15 protein-coding genes and 1 rRNA gene are annotated in these 22440 nt (G+C 39.7%); 3 read left to right on the top strand and 13 right to left on the bottom strand.

Annotated elements, in window-relative coordinates; translation table 11 throughout:
• Window positions 1-9 precede the first annotated feature (9 nt).
• Together rrf and H9X96_RS03820 are read left to right on the top strand one after the other, a co-directional pair.
• Window positions 10-121: ribosomal RNA gene (rrf, locus tag H9X96_RS03825) — 5S ribosomal RNA — on the top strand.
• Window positions 122-517: 396 nt separating this feature from the next.
• The gene (locus H9X96_RS03820) at window positions 518-1498 is read left to right on the top strand and encodes an acyl-ACP desaturase (RefSeq protein ID WP_062550159.1); all 981 of its coding nucleotides are present in this window, start codon (window positions 518-520) and stop codon (window positions 1496-1498) included.
• A 101-nt stretch (window positions 1499-1599) separates the two neighbouring features.
• Here the strand turns inward: H9X96_RS03820 and H9X96_RS03815 are convergent, their stop codons facing one another.
• From H9X96_RS03815 to pyrR, 11 genes are all read right to left on the bottom strand, one after another.
• Window positions 1600-4992 carry a methylmalonyl-CoA mutase family protein gene (locus H9X96_RS03815; protein WP_187664977.1) on the bottom strand — a complete coding sequence of 1131 codons (3393 nt, stop codon included), beginning with the start codon at window positions 4990-4992 and terminating at the stop codon, window positions 1600-1602.
• A gap of 149 nt (window positions 4993-5141) precedes the next feature.
• Window positions 5142-6809, bottom strand: coding sequence for an alkaline phosphatase PafA (gene pafA, locus H9X96_RS03810; RefSeq protein ID WP_187664976.1), 1668 nt, complete (start codon window positions 6807-6809; stop codon window positions 5142-5144).
• 122 nt (window positions 6810-6931) lie between these two features.
• A complete protein-coding gene (locus H9X96_RS03805; protein ID WP_187664975.1) occupies window positions 6932-8218 on the bottom strand; it encodes a folylpolyglutamate synthase/dihydrofolate synthase family protein in 1287 nt (428 codons plus the stop codon).
• 29 nt (window positions 8219-8247) lie between these two features.
• Window positions 8248-9063 carry an energy transducer TonB gene (locus H9X96_RS03800; protein WP_187664974.1) on the bottom strand — a complete coding sequence of 272 codons (816 nt, stop codon included), beginning with the start codon at window positions 9061-9063 and terminating at the stop codon, window positions 8248-8250.
• Complete coding sequence (locus tag H9X96_RS03795; protein WP_062550154.1) at window positions 9063-9464, bottom strand: biopolymer transporter ExbD; 402 nt, start codon at window positions 9462-9464, stop codon at window positions 9063-9065. The genes H9X96_RS03800 and H9X96_RS03795 overlap by 1 nt, the downstream gene beginning before the upstream one ends.
• Window positions 9464-10174 (bottom strand): MotA/TolQ/ExbB proton channel family protein, encoded by a 711-nt coding sequence (locus tag H9X96_RS03790; RefSeq protein ID WP_187664973.1) that lies wholly within the window; start codon window positions 10172-10174, stop codon window positions 9464-9466. Before H9X96_RS03790 ends, H9X96_RS03795 begins: the two co-directional genes overlap by 1 nt.
• Window positions 10175-10177: 3 nt before the next feature.
• Entirely contained in the window at window positions 10178-11638 is a 1461-nt protein-coding gene (locus H9X96_RS03785; RefSeq protein WP_187664972.1) for an SPOR domain-containing protein, read from the bottom strand.
• A gap of 55 nt (window positions 11639-11693) precedes the next feature.
• Window positions 11694-13397 (bottom strand): TonB-dependent receptor, encoded by a 1704-nt coding sequence (locus H9X96_RS03780; protein ID WP_187664971.1) that lies wholly within the window; start codon window positions 13395-13397, stop codon window positions 11694-11696.
• 10 nt (window positions 13398-13407) lie between these two features.
• Window positions 13408-16425, bottom strand: a complete 3018-nt coding sequence (locus tag H9X96_RS03775; RefSeq protein ID WP_187664970.1) for a tetratricopeptide repeat protein — start codon at window positions 16423-16425, stop codon at window positions 13408-13410.
• A 132-nt stretch (window positions 16426-16557) separates the two neighbouring features.
• Window positions 16558-17490 (bottom strand): aspartate carbamoyltransferase catalytic subunit, encoded by a 933-nt coding sequence (locus H9X96_RS03770; RefSeq protein WP_187664969.1) that lies wholly within the window; start codon window positions 17488-17490, stop codon window positions 16558-16560.
• A gap of 1 nt (window position 17491) precedes the next feature.
• The gene (pyrR, locus tag H9X96_RS03765) at window positions 17492-18040 is read right to left on the bottom strand and encodes a bifunctional pyr operon transcriptional regulator/uracil phosphoribosyltransferase PyrR (protein ID WP_062550149.1); all 549 of its coding nucleotides are present in this window, start codon (window positions 18038-18040) and stop codon (window positions 17492-17494) included.
• A gap of 226 nt (window positions 18041-18266) precedes the next feature.
• Between pyrR and H9X96_RS03760 the strand changes: the two genes are divergently transcribed.
• Window positions 18267-18725 carry a thiol-disulfide oxidoreductase DCC family protein gene (locus H9X96_RS03760; RefSeq protein WP_187664968.1) on the top strand — a complete coding sequence of 153 codons (459 nt, stop codon included), beginning with the start codon at window positions 18267-18269 and terminating at the stop codon, window positions 18723-18725.
• Window positions 18726-18750: 25 nt separating this feature from the next.
• On the opposite strand, the gene H9X96_RS03755 is transcribed toward H9X96_RS03760, so the two are convergent.
• A complete protein-coding gene (locus H9X96_RS03755; RefSeq protein WP_255430973.1) occupies window positions 18751-20367 on the bottom strand; it encodes a beta-N-acetylhexosaminidase in 1617 nt (538 codons plus the stop codon).
• Between the two features lie 115 nt (window positions 20368-20482).
• A complete protein-coding gene (gene rpsA, locus H9X96_RS03750) occupies window positions 20483-22417 on the bottom strand; it encodes a 30S ribosomal protein S1 (protein ID WP_062550146.1) in 1935 nt (644 codons plus the stop codon).
• Window positions 22418-22440: the final 23 nt, after the last annotated feature.

Here is a 22440-nt window from a genome sequence, read left to right as displayed (position 1 = left end):
TAAAAATATTTAGGTGCCTATATCGGCGGTGTCTACCTCTTCCCATTCCGAACAGAGAAGTCAAGCCCGCCAGAGCCGATGGTACTGCGGTAACACGTGGGAGAGTAGGTCGGTGCCAAATCTTAAAGTAAGCCTGTAGTGAAAACTACAGGCTTTTCTTGTATACAGCCTTTTTTATGACTGAAAAGTTTCCATAGCTGTATAGCTGAAAATCCATCACCAGGCATAATCTACAGCTGATGCCTTATCCTTGATCACTTACTACTTAAGTTTTCTTACGGCTTTTCGGTGTCTTTAAAATTATTCCTGCTCAATGTCTCTTGTATAGGACAGTAAAGGTTTGAGAATGCCTGAATTGAAAACTTAATCTTTTGTATGATGTTATAAGGTAGGAACACCAAATTTAATGGCGGGGATGCTGGTTTGTAAGGCGCTTAATTGCGAATAAAATAATGGTGTGACGACAAAATATGCAATTTTTGGTTATCTTTGAAACTAATTTAAAACATAAAAAACAATGAGTTTTTTCGCAGAAAAAAGACGAGAAGTGATGTTACATATCGAAAGCTATATGCTGGAGATGATGGACACCTACTTGAAACCGATTGACACTAATTGGCAGCCTTCTGATTTCTTGCCGGATTCAACCAGCGATACGTTTTTTCAGGATATAAAACAATTACGTGAGAATGCAGATGGGTTATCTTATGACCTAGTTGCTGTCTTAATCGGTGACACCATTACAGAAGAGGCTTTGCCAACTTATGAATCATGGTTAACGATGGTAGACGGAATCACTAAAGATGAACAGGGTGGCTGGATGAAATGGGTGCGTCATTGGACTGCAGAGGAGAATAGACACGGAGATTTACTAAATAGATATCTTTACCTTTCCGGCCGCGTAGATATGCGTCAAATGGAAATCTCTACTCAGTATCTGATTGCTGATGGATTTGATATAGGTACTGGACATGATCCATACAGAAATTTTGTATATACTAGTTTCCAGGAACTAGCTACAAATATTTCGCATAGAAGAGTAGCTTCGATGGCTAAGAAGGATGGTGATGTTTTACTTTCCAGAATGTGTGGTGTAATTGCTTCTGATGAAGCTCGTCATGCTAAAGCCTATAAAGACTTTATGGCTAAAATTTTTGAAGTAGATCCAAACGAAGCAATGGTTGCTTTTGAGGATATGATGCGTAAAAAGATTGTCATGCCTGCTCACTTTCTTCGTGAAATGGGACTTAAAATCGGACAAACATTTGGTCACTTTACGGATGCTGCACAGCGTTTAGGCGTATATACTGCGGTAGACTACGTAGAAATCATGCAGCAGCTGATTGAAGAGTGGAAATTAGAGAGCATGCGCGATCTAAATGAAACTGGGGAGAAAGCTCGTGATTATATCATGGCCTTACCAGATCGGTTGTTACGCGTAGCAGATAGAATGAAAAACCCTACAATGGATTATAAATTTAGCTGGATACATTCTTAAGCTATACGAATTAGATAAAACAAGAAAGCCTGAATAATTTTATTCAGGCTTTCTTGTTTTATCTCAAATTTATAGGGACTTTGAAATTTACAAGTTGATCCCTACATATTTCTTCGGTATTGTCCGCCGACTTCATAAAGGGCATTCGATATTTGTCCCAAAGAGCAAACCTTACATACTTCCATTAGTTCTTCAAAGATGTTTTCACCAGCTATGGCCGACTTTTGCAACTTTTTGAGGATAGTGGCTGTATGTGCTGCGTTTCTGTCCTGGAAGGTTTTTAAAGCAGTAATTTGATATTGTTTCTCATCTTCTGTAGCTCTAATCACTTCACCTGGAACAACAGTAGGGGAGCCATTTTTATTTAAGAAGGTATTCACCCCGACAATTGGATATTCTCCATTGTGTTTTAAGGTCTCATAATAAAGACTTTCTTCCTGGATTTTACCTCGTTGGTACATAGTTTCCATTGCACCTAATACGCCACCTCTGTCATTGATACGCTTGAATTCCTGCAATACCGCCTCTTCCACCAAATCTGTCAGGTCTTCAATGATAAATGCACCTTGTAAAGGATTTTCATTTTTAGCTAAACCTAATTCTCTATTGATAATTAGCTGTATGGCCATCGCCCTGCGTACAGATTCTTCTGTAGGCGTGGTAATGGCTTCATCATACGCATTGGTATGGAGGGAATTGCAATTATCGTAGATCGCATACAATGCTTGCAAAGTGGTTCTGATATCATTAAAATCAATTTCTTGTGCATGTAATGACCTGCCGGAAGTCTGAATATGATATTTTAGCTTCTGGGATCGGTCATTGCCTTTGTACTTATTCTTAATGGCTTTTGCCCAGATTCGTCTGGCTACTCTTCCAATTACAGAATATTCCGGATCAATTCCATTAGAGAAGAAGAAAGATAAGTTTGGGGCAAAATCATCGATGTTCATTCCTCTGCTTAAATAATATTCAACAAAGGTGAAGCCATTACTTAAGGTAAAAGCAAGTTGAGATATTGGATTTGCACCGGCTTCCGCGATATGATAGCCAGAGATAGATACAGAATAGAAATTCCGTACTTTTTCAGTAATGAAATAACTTTGAATATCTCCCATCATTCTCAGTGCAAATTCTGTCGAGAATATGCAGGTATTTTGTGCCTGATCTTCTTTAAGAATATCAGCCTGAACTGTACCCCTCACTGTACTGATGGCATAAGCTCTGATTTTCGCATATACCTCTGCAGGCAGTACTTCATCTCCGGTTACACCAAGTAACATCAAACCTAAACCATTGTTTCCTTCGGGCAGTGCTCCGCTGTAACTCGGTCTTTGAATCCCTTTTGATTTGTATAAGGCATTAATTTTCTTTTCTACCTGATCTTGCAGTCCTTGTTCAATAATGTATTTTTCACATTGCTGATCTATGGCTGCGTTCATAAAAAAGCCCAATAACATAGGGGCAGGACCATTAATTGTCATGGACACAGAGGTGGATGCGGCACAAAGGTCAAAGCCTGAATATAGTTTCTTAGCATCATCTAAGGTGGCAATACTTACTCCTGAGTTACCAATTTTACCATAAATATCAGGTCTGATGTGTGGATCTTCACCGTATAAGGTAACAGAATCAAATGCGGTAGACAGACGATGAGCAGGTTGTCCTAAGGATACATAATGGAATCTTTTATTGGTTCGTTCCGGTCCGCCTTCACCAGCAAACATACGGGTAGGATCTTCTCCATCACGTTTTAGAGGGAAGACACCGGCAGCGTAAGGGAACTCTCCAGGTACATTTTCGGTGAGCAACCAGCGCAGTACATCTCCCCAGTCTTCATAGCGGGGAAGTGAAACTTTAGGGATTTTTAGCTTGGATAAAGACTCATAGAACAAAGGTTGTTTAATTTCTTTATCTCTGACTTTATAAACAAAGAACTCTTGTTTGTATTTGATTTTTGTGTCTGGCCATTGGCGAAGTAGTTTTCTGCAGTCGCCGTCTAATTGCTCTTCCAGATGCTGATATACATCTTGTAAAGTATCATTTATACTGGCTATGCCCGGAAAATCTTTATTGCTCTTTTCATCTTTAGAAAGCTGTATGACACCTTGTAACTGATATAACTTTCTCGCAATTGCACATTGTTTTTCCACCCATTCATTGTAAGTCTGACTGGCTTCTGCAATTTCTGCAAGGTACCTGATCCGGTCTGGGGGAATGATATAGATTTTTTCAGATTGCTCGGAGCTGAGTTCCAGCTGTGCATTAAAATCAACTTTGGTTTTTTCTTTGATCTTATCCATCAGAGCGGAGAAGAGGTTATTCATTCCAGGATCGTTGAACTGAGAAGCCATGGTGCCAAACACGGGTATGTTTTCATCCTTAGCATCAAAAAGATTATGATTGCGTTTGTATTGTTTACGAACATCGCGTAAAGCATCCAGTGCACCACGTTTATCAAATTTATTGATTGCTACCAAATCGGCAAAATCAAGCATGTCAATTTTTTCCAGCTGGGTTGCTGCTCCGAATTCTGGTGTCATCACATAAAGTGAAACATCGCAATGTTCTGTGATTTCTGTGTCGGACTGGCCGATTCCTGAAGTTTCGACAATGATCAGGTCATAACCGGCAGCTTTACAGATATCAATGCTTTCCTGTACATTTCTTGATAATGCTAAATTGGCCTGTCTGGTGGCTAGGGAACGCATGTAAACTCTTGAGTTGTTGATGGCATTCATACGAATCCTATCTCCAAGTAAAGCACCTCCTGTCTTGCGTTTGGAAGGGTCTACAGAGATAATAGCCATTGTTTTATCTTTCACTTCCATTAAGAAGCGTCTCACTAGTTCATCTACCAGTGACGATTTTCCTGAGCCGCCTGTTCCTGTAATCCCAAGCACTGGGGCCTGATTTTTTAGGGTTAGCTTTTTTAGTTCGTCTACAAAAGCTTGTGCGCCTTCAGGATCGTTTTCTGCAACAGTAATTGCCGAAGCGATGCTTTTTACATCTTTTTTAGGAATTGATTTAAGCTCTTCATTCAGACTGGTCACTGTAATATAATCTGTTTGCTCGAGCATGTTATTGATCATGCCCTGCAAGCCCATTTTACGACCATCATCAGGAGAGTAAATCCTTGTGATTCCATAAGCCTGTAACTCGGCAATTTCCGATGGAAGAATCACACCGCCACCACCTGCAAATATTTTAATATGAGAGGAACCGCGTTCTTGCAGCAAGTCGTACATGTATTTGAAATATTCAATATGGCCGCCTTGATAGGAAGTCATTGCAATTCCTTGTACATCTTCCTGGATGGCACAATTCACTACTTCTTCAACGGATCTATTATGGCCAAGATGTATCACCTCGGCTCCGGAAGATTGAAGGATTCGGCGCATGATATTAATGGTTGCGTCGTGGCCGTCGAATAAAGCAGCTGCAGTTACAAAACGTATTTTATTTTTAGGTTTATAGATCTCGATTTGCTCCATAGATAGGTTTTATAGTTGGTTAACAAATGTAACAAAAACTGGGCTTAGGTGGTGAGCATAGCTAAATCAATACAAAAGTAAGGGCTATAAAAAAAGACCGCTGGGAATGATCTTCCCGGCGGTCTTTTCGTGTATGAAAACGGTGTATCTTATTGATGCGTTAGTTCGGTGATGGGTTCACCAACACAGCCACTAGGCATTTGTATGTGCAGCATGGCTGCTAAAGTAGCTGCGATGTCTGTCATGTAATGTGTTTTATTGGTTTTTCCAGGTTTTACATTCCAGCCCATAAATACACATGGAATGTGGGAATCGTAAGGATTCCATGAACCATGAGTAGTACCTGTTTTGCTGCTGCTGTCGAAGTAATTTGATTTCAGGAGAAAATAGACGTCGCCGCTTCTTCTGGCATTGTAACCATTTGCTATCCTTGTTTTGATCGGCTCAGGCAGACTGCTTGCGCCAACTTTGTTCAAATCAACTGCATCCATAAAACCGGTTTGAGTTTTTAAGAACTCGATGCTGAAAGCTTTGATGGCATCAAAATCAGCTTTTGAGTTATTGATCAGTTTATGGTCAAAATAGATCTGGTAGTTCATTGATTTAAGAATGGCTTTTTTAACACCAAATTTTTCTTCTAAACGTCCATTTAATTCTTTCATAATCGGGCCATCGTCAACTGTTCCACCTGGCAATTTGTTTTCAGCCATGAAGCCTGGTACGTGTGCTGCACCATGATCTGCTGATAAGAAAAATAAGTAATTTCCTTTGCCTACTGTATGATCCAGGTAGTCGAAAAAGTCTGCAAGGTCTTTGTCTAATCTTAGGTAAGTATCTTCGGCTTCAATAGAGTTTGGACCATATTGGTGACCCACATAATCCGTAGAAGAGCAACTCACTGCAAGAAAATCGGTAATGTTATCTTTTCCAAGATCTTCAGAAGCGATGGCTAGTTTAGCCAGATCTAAGGTCATGGTATTTCCATAAGGCGTACTTTTGATCATCTCATAGTTTTTGCCCATGTATAATTTTAATGGATGAGGGAAAGTTGGACTTTGTTCGCCTCTGGCTTTTCCTTCATAGCTTTTATCGTCAGCTGTGCTTTGAGTATAGGTTTCGATTGGATATAAGGTTGGCCAATTTTTTTCATAAAACTTGTTGACCAATTTCATTTTATTGTAATCCTGCATCCATGCTGGCAGATTAGCCATGTAGTAGGTACTGGTAATCCAGTCGCCGGTTTGTCCATCGAACCAATAGGCTGCATTCGCTGAATGTCCAGCAGGAAGGATAGAACCACGGTCTTTCAGTGAAATACCAATTACTTTCCCCTGGAAGTTTGTAGCCAGACGAAGCTCGTCAGTAATGGTGGTGGTCAGCATATTTTTTGGAGACATTACACCTGCCATTGTGGTACTGCCAACACTGGTTACAGTGGTATCTTCTGCGCAATATACATTACGACCTAGTTGTGGGTCGTACCAGTCGTTACCGATAATTCCATTGATTGCCGGAACAGAACCGGTATAGATACTTGCATGACCGCAGGCCGTGTAAGTAGGGGTATATGGAATAAAAGTATTCTCTGCAGAGAAACCTTCATTGATTAGTCTTTTGAAACCTCCAGCAGAGTATCTGCTGTAATAGCGGTAAAGATAATCCCATCTCATTTGATCGATTACCAGACCAACCACCAGTTTCGGTCTGTCGACTGATGCCGGGAAATCTTTTTTAGAAACAGTAACTGTTTTCTTTTGGGCCATGGATACACTGCAAGTAATCAGCAGTGCGGAAAATAACAGGTAAACTCTTTTCATTCTGTATTATTTTAAAAGCAGAGATTCGTTTATTATGGAATAAACGAATCATATTTTGTGTTAATGAATTTTTAAAGGTAGGTAATCGAAATAGGTATTGGGATTACTATTGTGTAAAGATTTTATAGTACTTCAGCAACTACAAAAGTGCTGCCGCCTATGAAAATCAGGTCATTAGCGTTTGCGTTGTCTTTTGCTGCATGAAAGGCCAGTTGAACACTTGGGAAGACATCACCAATTAAATGATGATTTTTAGCCTGCTCTGCAAGTTCCAATGCGGGTAATGCACGTTCTAGTTCTGGCTGACAGAAGTAATAATGCGCGTCTACTGGCAGCAGTTGTAAAACACCAGTGATGTCTTTATCTTTTACCATCCCGATCACGATGTGCAACTGATCATGCGGCGTATCATTGATGTTTTGCATCACCTCTTTAATCCCTGCAATGTTATGACCGGTATCACAGATGACTAAAGGATTTTCGCTTAAGGTCTGCCATCTTCCTTGTAGTCCTGTAATTCCTTTTACATTTTTTAGTGCATCATAGACTGCCTTTTCTTCAATTTTAAAGCCTTGTTGTTTCAAGATCTGAATGGCTTCAATAACCGTCAGGACGTTTTTACGCTGATAGGCACCATTGAGGTCTAAGTCGAGGTCAGGGTATATTGCCGTATCTCCACTGTAGACCGCAACATTTAAATATTTACCTGTTTTTTTAAGCTGCTGTAATCGCAGTTCCTGATCTGCAAAATAGATCGGGCTATTGGTTTCTGCAGCTTTCCTAAGGAATATATTTTCAGTTTCAGGCTGTGTTTCTCCGATCACAATTGGCAGTTCTTTTTTTATAATCCCGGCTTTTTCCGTTGCAATTTCCGGCAGGGTAGTCCCCAGGATATTGGTATGGTCTAAGCTGATATTGGTTATTACGGAAAGTTCTGGGGTGATGATATTGGTCGAGTCGATTCTTCCTCCAAGTCCAACTTCTATAATAGCGATATCTACTTCTGCCTTAGCGAAATGAGAAAAAGCCATGGCTACAGTGACTTCGAAAAATGAAGGTTGCAGGAACTCCATGATGTCTTGCTGCTCTTCTACAAAATCAATTACAAAAGTTTCGGGGATCATCTCTCCGTTAATTCTAATGCGTTCCCGGAAATCTTTAAGGTGTGGAGAGGTATACAGTCCTGTTTTGTATCCTGCTTGTTGAAGAATGGCCGCAAGCATGTGTGAAGTGGAACCTTTGCCATTGGTTCCACCTACATGTATGGTTTTGAATTTGTCCTGTGGATTTCCCAGTTGTTCGCACATGGCGATGGTGTTGTGTAAGTCTTTTCTATAGGCTACAGCGCCAACACGTGTAAACATGGGTAGTTTACTGTACAAGTAATCGAGGGTTTGTTTATAGTTCATTTTGGAGTTCTAAAAAGAATACCAGGGTTTTATTTTACCTTGAAATTGAATACTACTACACCGATTTGAACATCAGGAGCATTATCTGCCTGAGTTAAACGGGCGCCCATTACAGCTTCTTTACATTTTCTCCACAGCTCTCTATCGTTCAAGGTGGTTCCTTTAACACCAGGAGTTGCATCAATCACCACACCACTTTTATTGATTTTAATCCTCACCGCAATCTTTCCGGTTTTCTGACCATCATCTTGCGGCGTAACTAAATTAGTGAATTTTCGAAGTGCAATAGGGGTTTCGCCAAATCCAGACCCCCCTTCGCCGTAATTATTGGCTAATGGATCACCGTCTTTGTCGCCTTGATTTCCTGGGGTTGTTCCTGTACCATCTCCACCACCTGTACCTTTATTGGCTTTACCTTTATAAAGGGCATTCTGGTTGATCACTGGTTTTGCAGGTTTACTCTCCACCGTTGCTGTTGGGGCCGTGTTTTTCGGGCTGCTTTTAGTGTTTACGGCCACGGCATCTTCTGTGCTTTGAGTCACAATCTCTTTGGTACTGTTCTGCTGCGTTGGCGTCTCCTTGGTTGGCTCTGTTGGCACTACCTTATCCGGTGCTTTCTGATTGGCATTAGGATCTGCAGAAGGTTCTTCAATACTGGTATAATCCGATCCCATTCCTTCGACAGAGGTTCCATAGTTGACCACCATTCCACCCATACCTGCTTCCACAGGAGGCTGGAATGACCCAATCACAATGAAGAAACTCAATGCGATGAGGGCAATCATAATACCAGTAGAGATGGCTACTGCTTTAGGATAATTATTTTCTTCTTTTGGGTACGTCATTATTTCTTAGGTTCTACAGCGAGTACAACTTTAAGCTTTAATTTATTCGCCACGTCGAATACCGCCATGGTGTTTTCAATAGAAACTCCTCTGGCTACATAGAGTACGATCGTCAGGTCGGGAGAAGCTTTTTGATACACTTCAATTGCCGGCTGAATACCTTCCAGAGAGGTACGTTCTTTATCTACGTAATAATTTAATTTTTCATCTATAGATACGGTCACTGTTTTCTGCGCCGCAGATTGCTGTCCGGATTCCGATCTTGGCAATAACAGTTTTACCACCTGCGGATTCACTGCAGCAGATGCCAGCAGGAAAAACAGCATGAGGAAGAACATGATATCATTCAGTGCGGAAGTATGAACCTCTACAGTTCCTTTATTTCTTTTGCGTAGATTCATTATTTTCCTGGCTCCTCTAATAAATCGATGAACTCAATAGCGTCAGTTTCCATTCTTAAGATGATGCGTTCTACCATCATGTTCAGGATATGATACAATACGTATGCAATAATACCGATGATCAAACCTGTTGCAGAAGTGATCATTTTAGTATAAAGACCACCAGAGATGGTTCCGATTTCAATAGCTCCTTTGATGGATACATCATGGAAAATGGTAATTACCCCAATAATAGTACCTACGAAACCAAGCATCGGTGCAATACCAGCGATGATACCAAGGATACCAATATTTTTCTCCAGTTTAGATACTTCCAGTTTTCCATTATTTTCAATTGCCGCTTCAATGTCTTTGATTGGACGGCCGATTCTTTTCAATCCTTTTTCCAGCATTCTGGCTAGCGGAGAACTGTTGTTTCTGCATAGGGTGATGGCATTGTCTAATCTACCTTCATGAATATATTGTTTAATGTGCAGCATCAGGTTAGACTCTGTTTTAGAAGCTTTTCTGATGGTGATGTACCTTTCAACGAAAATTACCAAACCTGCAAATGCAAGGAAGGCCAGGGGAATCATTACCCATCCACCTTTAAAAAGCAGGTCGATAAAGTGTAGTTCGGGAGTTGCTGCAGTTACGGCTTGACTAGCGTTATTCGCGGTATCAACAATTTTGTTAAGGCTATCATTAGCACCCTGTATTAATGCGATCATAATTTATAGTGGTTTGTTTGTGTGTATATATAAATCTTTAATGCCTAACTTTTTTTCCAGCGCAGGTATTTGTGCATCGGCGCTGTTGTAGTCATTAAACGTTGCAATGCTGATTTTTATTTTCTTCTTCCCAGGAGCAGGTGGAATGGCTTTTGCCTCTAATCCCAATGTTTTCATTTGAGCAATAAAGCGATCGGCCTCCTTTTGATTGGCAACTGAAGCACCAATCACTTCATAAGTAATTCCTGTTTGCGGCGCAGGAGCATTAACCTGAGCAGTTTTAGGATCATTAGCTACGGTTGCAGCGGCAACTGAATCTTTTTTTAGCGTATCATTTAGTGGTAAAGTACTTTTTAAGCTAGCTGAATCGGCCAGAGTATCTGTGGGCAGTGCAGGTTGTGCACTTATAGGATTTAAGATCGGATTTTTACCTGTTTTTAAAATAGGGTCGAATAGGTCCGGGCGGATAAAGTATCCCGCTGCCAATCCAATCAATACCAATAAAAGAGCGATTAGAATTTTAAGATAAACCGGGATCCCAGCTCTTTCTTCAGGCTCATCATTAGAATTATAGAAACCAGTATTATTGCTGTGCTGATCTGCTGCAGGTACCGGAGTACTTACTACAATAGGCGTCTCAGCTATTTTGCTGGCTTGTGCATAACTATCATTAATGCTTGGACGTGTAACAGCCGGTTCTTCAAATATCGCCTTAGGCTGTTCCTCTATGTTTCCAATACTTTCAATTTCTGGTTGAGCCAGCGGTTGCTTTGGTACTTTAACTTCTGCTATTTCGTCAAAAACAGGTTGTTCATCCTGCTCAGAAGTTAAATAATTTACATCTTCTACTTCTTCGTTCCCTAAGTATACTTCTTCTTTTATTTCTTCAACAACCGGCGGAGCAGCAGGACTGGACTCCTCTCTAAGATCAGCGTTGCTGTTTTCAAGTTCCAGCTGTTCTTCTGTCACCTGATTTTTTTCTGTTATTTGATGTGCTTCTACCTCTACTGTTGAAGGAATTATCTCTTCAGTTTTTACCTGTGTTACTGCCGGAACTGAAAGTTCTTCTTTGATAGGTGGTAAACCATAAAAATCAAAACCGAAGTTTTGATCATTTGATGGCTTAAAGCTAAGTGTCTCTGAAGATTGATATAAAGTACCGAGGGGTGTTAAACTGGCCTCCTGGTGTTCTTTCAATTGTTTCTTTATTTCTCCAACAAATTGTTCTATAAAATAACTGGCGGAGTCTGGAGATATATTTTTGTGTTTACAAATATGGTCATTGAGTAAGGAATGCTCCAGCACTTCCGGATTGAAATCCAACACATAGCTGGGCGGCAAAAAGGAATGCGTTGCTGCATCATACCTTCCAGGTGATTTCTTTTTATAGATCGTTCCAAGTCCGGGGATCCCAACCTCTTTACGGGTTTTAATAAGCACTGTAAGGTATGATAACATGTCCATTCTGGTAAAATTAAATTTTAATTCTATATCCACCAATTATTAAATCGAAAACCGCTTAGAAGGAATAAGTTAATCCTCCAAAGATGTTGGTTCCAATAGTTGGGTAATACAAGTATCTGCTGTAAGAAGAGTTGAACAGGTTATTTGCTCTTGCAAAAGCAGAAAACTTGTTATTGATCTTATAACTGGCACCAACGCCAAGGTCTACAAAACCTTTAACACTTACAACAGTCTCATTATTTGGATCGGGAATGATGTATGGACTTGCAGGAGCAATTGTGTACAATTTCGCTTTGCTCGCATCTTGAATTGCTACTGCTGCATTTAAGGTAATTTTATCGGTTACGTTAAACATTAAGTCAGAGCTGATTCTCATTTGAGGTTTATACCAGCTGTTTGATTCTTGTGCTGGCTGGTAATCTTCGAAGTTCAATTTACCGGTCCACTTCAATGAATTACTGATCTGAACAGAGATCTCACCTTCTAAACCTGTCATGGTGGTATTTCCAAAATCATAGATCACATCAAAGCGGGTAGGGTTTGCAAAGTTATTTACGAACAAGGCCATATCCGAAATTTTCTTGTGGTATACTCTGGCTTTGTAACCAAAACCGGGCCCGCCGGTTCCTTTGATTCCTGCACTGAAGGACAATTTCTCTACAGAGTTTCTGATGTCGATATTGGCATTTAAAAATGGATTTTCGTCTGTAAACTGTTTCAATGAATTACGGTTTACATCACCTTTTACTTCTGCAAACAATTGCAGGTAGTCAGGAATCAGAGTTAGATCAGCAGTAACCGCAGGGAAGATTCTGCTTTTCGAGAAAGCACCAAATTCCTGTACGAAATTAATTCCTGCATTGATCTTCACACCATTTGCTTCTAATTTGATATAAGGATTTAATTTAAAGAGGTTATTATTTACACTTGTCAGCGCGTCTTTAGTATTCCCAAGTTCTGTGGAAGCGGCAAGTCCTAAGTTGAAGCTGCTGATTCTTTTGTTCACATATCCATTTAGGATGACAGAGTTTTCTTTTGCTGCATATCTATCATTCCAAAGGTATCCGTTTAATTTAACTGCATAGCTCAGTGCATCCGGATCATCTGTAAACTTGTTTACAATTTCACCTTCTGCTTCGATAAAGTTTAACGTTTGTTTGTCAGGGTTTAGGTTTAACTCTGGTTTATCCGGGTTAAATCCATAGAAAAACAAACCGTTTCTCTGGTAGTTCACGCGACCACTCATGGTCACAACATCGCCAATACTTCTACCAAAAACACTTAATTGCTGTTGGTTTACCTCTTGTCCTGCCAGCTTGCCTTTTTGTCCAAAATGCTTAAAGAAAGCACCAGCCTGCAAAGCTTCATCTCTACCCAGATTGATGTAGGCTTCACCAAGTATCGTAGTACGTATTCCGAAGCCACCTTTTAGGTAGTTATTGATCAATTCTGTTTCTCTTTCTTTCGCTACCTCTTGCGCTTGGAGCTTGTTAATGTCAGAATTCAGTCCCAGTTTTCTATCTGTCAGGCTATAATTAAATTTCGCTTTATAGGTCTTTACTGTATTTAAATCTGGACTTCTTCTCAGTTTTACTGCTTCGGCCAATACCGGTTTATAAGGTCTTACGACTTCAATTTCTTCCGTTACGGCTTTTTCTTCAGTTTTCTTATCAGTAGTTTTTGTATCCTGTGCCAATGCGTTTAGAGATCCGGCAGTCACAAAAAGTAGGGTGCTATATATTAATTTCGTCAATCTCATCGTGCTTGTCTTATTTAATTTTCTTTAATTTTTCCTTAGCAGTTGGTACAATATCATCTTTACCATCATAGTTGTCTATTAGGCTCAGCAGTGTACTTTTTGCTTGTAAATTATCTTTTAATGCGACATAGTTGTCTGCCAGCAGGATGAAAGCTTTAGCCACCCAATAATCATAAGAAGACATATTATTGATCAGGTCAAAACAAGTCTTAGTAGAAGTTTTGTACTCTCTTTTTGCATATTGAATAGCAGCAAGATTGTATTTTGCTTCAGCAGCGGCTAGTGTTTTAGTTTTTTCCACCACATTACTGAAGGCTTTTACGGCTTGTGTCGTATCGGCTTTCGCTAAATACGCCTTTCCTGCAAATAAGTCAGAACTGCTTTTCTCTTCTTGTGAAGATTTATCAGATTCTTTGATCAGGGCTACATATTTGATCACATCATCTGGCATATTCAATGCACTGTATGCTTTCAGCAAGTTGTTAATGGCGTAAGTATAGTGTACTTTATAATCTGCAGTTGTTTCCAGTCTTTTCAGGTAAACGATCGCTTCATTATATTTCTTTTGATCCAGGAATAACTTAGAGATGCTCACTAGTGAACGTTCTGTGTAGTCACTGGTCCAATCGTTCAGGATATATTCATAATCAGGGATGGCTTCATCAGGACGTCCTAACTTTACCAATGATTCTGCTCTGATAAATTTGGCTTCTTTATCATGAATTGCTTTAGGGAACTTATCAAAATAAGCATTTACAGCTTCAAAAGCACCTTTAGCATCCCCTTTCAGGTAGCGGTTATTGGCGCCTTGGAATACAATGTTATCTTGCTCAGCGATAGAGAAATCTCCGATAGGAGTAGTTTTGGCATAGCCGATAAAACCTTCTGAATCGCCTTTATCTACATAAATATTCTTAATAGACTCTAATGCCTGTTTGGCTTCTTCACTACTTGCGTAATCTGCGATTACTTTTTTAAATGTTTCCAATGCAGCATCGTCCTGATCTTGGTTGTATTGAACCAAACCAATGGTGACCAAGGCGCGGGGCACATAACTACTGTGTGGATATTGGCTGATTAAAGAAAGCAGGTCAGTTTTTGATTTGTCAAGATCCCCTTTATTAAAATAGGTATAAGCAGTTTCAAAACCAGCATCATCTGCATAGTTTGAGATTGGGAATTGCTTCAGTAAGCTTTGCATCGTGGCAATCTTTGCATCGTTCTGGCCTTCTAAACCTTGAATCATACCCCGTTGAAACAGCGCGTAATCTTCACCTGTTGCTTTGGAAGCGATGATTTTATTGTAGTTGACCAAGGCGTTGCCATAGCTCTTATTTACGAAATAAGAATCGGCTAACCTGATGGTTGCGTCATTTACCGTTTTCGTATCTTTATCATTTCCTCTCAGGAAGCGCTCAAAATAGGAAGCCGCTTTTCCATAACGCTCATCTTCAAAGGCAGCATAAGCCAATGCATAATTCGCGAAGTTGTATACCTCAGTCTTATCTGCTCCCGGCATTTCCAGGAATTTTTCGAAAGTAGATACCGCTTCTCCAAATTTTCTCAGTTCGTAGCTGGCTTCTGCTTTCCAATAAGTATTCAGCGCATGAATTTCTTGATCCTCAGGGACTTTTTCTGAGCGCAGGAACATAGACAGTGCATTCGGGAATGCGCGTTCATTGTAGAACTCTAAACCTCTGAAATAAGTCACTTTTTGATATGCTTCTTTAGCTTCCGGAGATTTATCCGGAATAGGCTCCAGAATATCAATTGCAGCCTGGTAGTTTTTGCTGGTCAGTAGAATTTCTCCCAATAACGTTTTCGCTTCATTCGCTTTGCGCGATTTAGGGAATTGCTTTAAGAAACTTTGTGTAGATTCTAATGCCTGTTGGTTGAAATCAAGCTCATAACTCAAACGGGCATAATTGATCCATGCCTCTTCCTGTATGAACTTATCAAAGTCAAGTCGAGATGACCTAAAGAAGGCACTGCGTGCTTTTTCTTTATTTTTCAATTGAATGAAAGAGCGACCCAGTGTGTACATACCGCTTTGCAGGTACACATCATCTGTATCTAGTTTTTCAAGAATCGCTACCGCTTCCTGGTATCTTTTCAATTGAAACAAAGAGTATCCATATTGATAGATGAACAAGTTGTTTTTAACTTCTGATTTACTCTTCGCATAGTATTCCTGGAAATACTTTTCAGCGCTGGTATAATCAGATTTTGCGAAGTAAGAGGCCGCGATCAGGCTAAGCATTTCTGCTTCGTACTGCTGTTTTGTGGTCTTTAAGATTGGAACGGCATAGCTGATTACGTCATCATAACGTTCATCCAGGTAATACATCGAAGTGATGTAATAAGGATAACTGGCTTCGTAAGTCGGCGAACCTTTCAGCTTTTCAAAGTTGGCTAATGCAGTTTTATATTCTTTATTCAGGTAATTGATATAAGCGAAATAGTAAGTTGCACTTTCCTGATAAGCTGATTTTTCTTTTTTAACCGCTTCAAACAAAGGTTCTGCTTTTTCGATGTTTTTCAACATGAAATATGCGTATCCTTGTTTGAATTGATATTCCACGCGTTGTTTTTGAGAAAGGGTAGAAGGATCAGTTTTTTCGAACCAATCTAATGCTTTTTGATAGTTTTCCTGAGCGAAATACGATTTGCCAACATGAAAATAAGCAAGTTTGGTATTTGCGTTTAAGGGATAATCCTTAATAAATTTTTGAAAAAGACTTTCTGCATCATTATTTCCAAGTTCTAAGGCACATACGGCAGCATAGAACTTTGCATTTTCTTTAAGTAACGACAATTCAGCATTGCTTTCTTGCTGAGCGTCTGCTTTTTGGCGGGCTTTATCGACCAACCTGAATTGTTCTGCCGCTGCAACGTATTTTTCATTGTCTAGTAACTCCAGACCTGTTCGATAGTTTTCATTGAGGTGAACTAGTATGCTAGACTGCGCATAGCCAGTTGTAAAGCTACCTGCTAAGAATAGCGGAATAAAAAGGTATTTTTTCTGCATCTGATTTCAAATATGGTTGCTACGAATATAAAAATAGTATTAGGTCTTGTTAGCATAAGAAACTAACAACTGTTGATAACACTGGTTTTAACGAAAAGAAAACAGGAATGTTATAAAAAAAAGCGCGAAGTTTTAATCTCTCTGAGAAGCAAGGAGATAAAGTACTGCCATTCTTACTGCAACACCGTTTTCTACCTGCTCAAGGATGATGGATTGTTTGCTGTCAGCTACATCACTTGTGATCTCTACGCCACGGTTGATCGGGCCAGGGTGCATCACAATAATTTCCTTATCCAGGTTATCCAGGATTTGTTTGTTTAAGCCATACATCATGGCATATTCCCTTTGGGAAGGGAAGTATTTAATATCTTGTCTTTCCAGCTGGATGCGTAGCATGTTGGCTACATCACACCAGTTTAAAGCTTTGATTAAGTTGTGTTCTACTTTTACCCCTAAACTTTCGATGTGTTTGGGAATCAGTGTAGTTGGCCCGCATACCATGACTTCTGCACCTAATTTCTGAAGGCAAAGGATGTTGGATATGGCTACTCTGGAGTGTAAAATATCACCTACAATCACTACTTTTTTACCTTCAATATCACCAAGTTTCTGGCGGATGGAGAAAGCATCTAAAAGTGCTTGTGTAGGATGTTCATGTGCGCCGTCGCCAGCATTTACGATTTGTGCATTAACGTGTCTGCTCAGGAACTGACCAGCGCCCGCGTAGGGGTGTCTCATCACGACCAGGTCCACTTTCATGGCCAGGATGTTGTTTACCGTGTCAATCAGCGTTTCTCCTTTACTTACAGAAGAAGAAGAAGCGGCAAAGTTGATGGTATCCGCAGAAAGTCTCTTTTCTGCCAGCTCAAAAGAGAGTTTGGTACGTGTAGAGTTTTCAAAGAAAATATTCGCAATGGTAATATCTCTCAATGCAGGAACCTTTTTAATCGGTCTGTTGATTACAGCTTTAAAATTATCTGCAGTTTGTAAGATCAATTCGATATCATTTCGGTTAATATCTTTGATACCTAAAAGATGTCGGGTTGATAATTTTTCTTCTGCCATGTTATTTATTGCTTTCTGATATTAAGATTACTTTGTCTTCTCCTTCTGTTTCTTTCCAACTTACTTTCACATGCTGTGAATTTAAGCTGTCTACCTGCTGACCAATATAATCGGGTTCAATCGGTAAGTGTCTTGAAAAACGCCTGTCAATCAAGACCATGAGTTCTACTCGTGCTGGTCGGCCGTAAGCCAATAATGCATCCATGGCGGAACGTATGGTACGTCCGGTCCACAATACATCATCTATCAGGATTACGTTCATTCCTTCAATAATAAAATCTATGGTGTTGGCGTTGGCGGCAAGCATGCCATCTTTCCTTCTAAAATCATCGCGGAAGAAGGTAATGTCTAAATTGCCTTTTTTAATCGTGGTTTTTTTAAGGATTTGGGACAGTTCATTTTGCACTCTATCGGCAAAATAACTGCCTCTTGGCTGAATGCCAATTAAAACAGTATTTGAAAAATCGTTATGGTTCTCAATTAATTGATGACAAAGTCTCTTAATTGTGATCTGGAATTTCTGACCGTCTAGCAGGGTTCTTTTTTGCATTGACTAAAGGATTGGTCAAATATAGTAAAATGTTCCAACTCTGTAAAGTTGAAAAGGAAATTTTGTGGCAGTTTTATGGAAATTTAAGGGATTTCAAATCTAATATCCTTTAACTGTCTTATTTATAAAACAATAGATGATGCCCTGAATTTAAAATTTATATTTGTCTGATTCCTGTATTGGAACAATGTTGAATATGGATATCGTATAAGTGAAAGGCAGGCCAATGAAGGAGAATAGAGAACATGGAATGATATTTTTTGATGGAGTTTGCAATCTATGTAATCATGCTGTGCAGTTTGTTATTAAAAGAGACCAGCTCGATTACTTTCGTTTTGCGGCATTGCAGACTGACGCTGCAAAAACGCAATTGACGGCCTTAAATATCCAAGAGAAAGGGGGGACTTTATCTGAAGACCAGCAGGGATCCTTGGCACCTCATCAAGAAGAATTAAATACCATTATATTGCTGGAAAACGGAAAAGTATATTATCGTTCTACGGCAGCATTGCGCATTGCAAGAAAGCTCAGCGGACTTTGGCCATTGCTTTATGGTTTCATTATTATCCCTCCGTTTATCAGGGATTTCTGCTATCAGCTGATTTCAAAAAACAGATACCGGATCTGGGGCAAACAGGAAAGCTGTATGGTTCCATCTGTGGCGCTAAAATCTAAGTTTTTGTAAAATACTTTATTGCAATTAAACTAATTTAAGGCTTCAAGTATCTTTTGCTGTAGTTAACACCCATCATATCATACCTCCGAAACTGCTCTTTAAGGCGCTCCTTAAAATTCACAAAATTACGCTTAGGTTTCGGGCTCCACAGTACTTCACTTAAGGCATCTAATCTTGGAAAAAGCATGTACTCCACTTTAGCTGGATTGGTGATGTATTCCGTCCATAAGTTCCCTTGTCCACCCCAAATGTATTTGGCTTCAGCAGGGGTCAGTACCGCGGGTACAGGCTCATAATTATAGACATCTGCTAAAGGTAAATACCGAGCTGCAGTTAAGGAATCATCTTTTAAAAATTGTGAGTGGTTGAAGTACATGAAGTTTTCTGGCGTCATGATCACTTTATGTTTTTGTTTCGCAGCGGCGATGCCTCCTTTTTCTCCACGCCAGCTCATCACAATCGCATTTGGAGCCAGACCACCGTCTAGAATCTCATCCCAGCCGATGATGGTTTTTCCTTTGCTGTTCACAAACTTTTCAATTCTATGTATGAAATAGCTTTGCAGCCCATTCTCATCTTTTAAACCCTTCTCTTTAATCAGCTGTTGAGAAAAAGCAGATTGTTTCCACCAGATTTTTGAACATTCATCACCGCCAATATGAATATAGGGGGAGGGGAAAAGTGCCATGACTTCTGTGAGAACTTCTTCCAGGAAATTGAAAGTCTGATCAGAAGGAAGTAAGACATTGTTGAATTTATTGAAGATGCCCCAGGTTTCTGCTACTTTCTTGGGTTGTTTTGGTGTAGTGCTCAATTCTGGATAAGCGGCAAGGACGGCCATACTATGTCCTGGCATTTCGATCTCCGGGATAATGGTAATGTATCTGTCTGCGGCATATTTGATCACCTCTTTTACTTCTGCTTGGGTGTAATAACCGCCATGTCTGATGCCATCGTTTCCTTTTCCAGGATACAGGCCAATGATGGACCCATCTCTCCAGGCACCAACAGCAGTTAAGCGGGGATGTTTTTTGATTTCAATACGCCAGCCATGGTCATCGGTCAGGTGCCAATGGAAATAATTCAACTTATGCATGGCGAGGTAATTGATGTATTTTTTAATAAAGCTGATATCAAAAAAATGTCTGCTTACATCCAGGTGCATGCCGCGGTAAGCGAAGCGTGGAAAATCCGTAATGTTCACCGCTTTTACTTGTAAAGGAAATGGTTTTGCGGAAGGGGGTAGGAGCTGGATTAGAGTTTGAATCCCATAAAATGCACCGGCAGGGGCGCTGGAACGTATCGACACAGACTTTGCCCGTACTTCCAGACTGTATTGTTCTGGATTTTCAATATTTGTGCGCTGCTGTGCTGGATATTCCTTGATCAGATTGATCACATTCTTTCTGTTCGGATCTGCAGTGGTGGTTAGTGTTAAATCGAGCAGATAATGTTTTTTAATAAAGCTGATGAAGAATTCCGCGGAAGGCCTCAAACTGCTGTCACTGATAAAAACCTGTGTACTGTTATTGGCGATGGTAAAGTTATCTTCGGTTCTTCCTATTTTCATTTCCACAGGCTGTGGGATTAAGGAAGGGGCAGGGTATTGAGCAAAGCTGCTGAGCTGAAGGCAAAGTAGGGCGCTTAGCATGGATATAAAGATTTTCATAACATTCAGAATACTAAAAACGGGTATTAACCTTGGCAAAATAGCAAAAAAAAAGGCATCCCGGATTGGGATGCCTTTAATATATTAGCTTAAAAGATTATTTAGCTTTGTTTTTGCTTTCTTCACCTTCCATTTGCTCTTTTAATTGAGCAAGTACGCCTAGATCGCCAAGAGTTGATTTCTCAACTGAGTCTTTAACTTTCTTAACTGCAGTGTTTGAAGCTTTAGCTTCTTTTTTCTTAGTAGCTCTTTCTTCAGCAACAGCTTCAGCTTTAGCCTCTTCCCAGATACGGGCGTGAGAAACAACGATACGTTTAGCATCTTTGTTAAACTCAATGATTTTGAAGTCATTAGTTTCTTCAGCTTTGATAGTTGTTCCGTCTTCCTTAGCCATGTGTTTAGTTGGTACGAAACCTTCTACACCGTATGGTAAAGCAATAACAGCACCTTTATCAGTTACCTTAACAACAGTACCTTGGTGAATTGAATCTAACGTGAAGATAGTTTCAAAAGTATCCCATGGGTTTTCTTCTAGTTGTTTGTGACCTAAGCTCAATTTACGGCTTTCTACATCTAATTCAAGAACAACTACGTCTAATGTATCACCTACTTTAGTGAATTCGTTAGGGTGGTTAACTTTTTTAGACCAAGAAAGATCAGAGATATGGATTAAACCATCAATACCTTCTTCAATTTCTACGAATACACCGAAGTTAGTCATGTTTTTAACTACAGCAGTATGTTTGCTTCCGATAGGATATCTTTCCGCAACATTTTGCCAAGGATCTTGAGTTAATTGCTTAATACCTAAGCTCATTTTGCGTTCGTCTCTGTCTAAAGTTAATACTTCAGCTTCGATTTCATCGCCAACTTTCAAGAATTCTTGTGGGCTGCGTAAGTTTTGTGACCAAGACATTTCTGATACGTGGATTAAACCTTCAACACCAGGAATGATTTCTAAGAAAGCTCCGTAATCAGCAACAGTAACAATTTTACCTTTAACTTTAGAACCAACAGCTAAGTTAGTATCTAAAGATTCCCAAGGGTGTGGAGTCAATTGTTTTAAACCTAATGCAATACGTTTTTTCTCGTCATCAAAGTCAAGAACTACAACGTTGATTTTCTCATCTAAGCTTAATACTTCTTTTGGATGCTCTATGCGGCCCCAAGAAATATCAGTGATGTGAAGTAAACCATCAACACCACCTAGATCGATGAATACACCGAAATCAGTAATGTTTTTAACAGTTCCTTCTAATACCTGTCCTTTTTCAAGTTTAGATACGATTTCAACTTTTTGGCTTTCTAAATCGTCTTCGATTAAGATTTTATGAGAAACTACTACGTTTTTAAACTCATGGTTGATCTTAACAACTTTGAATTCCATTGTTTTACCCACGTATACATCGTAATCGCGGATAGGTTTGATGTCAATTTGAGAACCTGGTAAGAAAGCTTCAACACCCATGATGTCAACGATAAGACCACCTTTAGTACGGCTTTTAACAAATCCGTTGATGATTCTGTCATTGTCAAGAGCCTCATTAATAGACTCCCATGATCTTTGGGTTTTAGCTCTTTTACGAGATAAAATCAATTGACCGTTTGCGTCTTCTGGAGCTTCCACGAATACGTCAACGGTATCACCAATTTTCAAATCAGGTGTATCACGGAACTCAGAAGTAGATACTAATCCGTCAGATTTAAATCCTACGTTTAATACTACGTCTTTATTGTTGATAGACACAACAATACCGCTGATGATTTCACCTTGGTTGATTTGATTGAAAGTATCGGTATACATGTCTTCAAACTTTTTACGGTCTTCATCAGAGTATTTTCCGAAAACTTTATCATCTGCATCCCAATCAAAATCTTGATCTGGTGTTGCTAATGATGATTTGATCTGTTCGATCGACACTGAATCAGCTTCTGACTCAATGGTTTCTTTCTCAGTGAGACGAGCGTCTGCACCTTGTAATTCGGCTTTTTTAGCCTCTAGTTCTTTTTCTGCTACTTGTTTTTTAGCCATTAAAATTTAATCTCCTTTTCCCG

This window comes from Pedobacter sp. N36a (assembly GCF_014472395.1).
Taxonomy (GTDB): Bacteria; Bacteroidota; Bacteroidia; order Sphingobacteriales; family Sphingobacteriaceae; genus Pedobacter.
The sequence above is the reverse complement of the archived record's forward strand: the minus strand, read 5'-3'. Positions and strand labels throughout refer to the sequence as shown.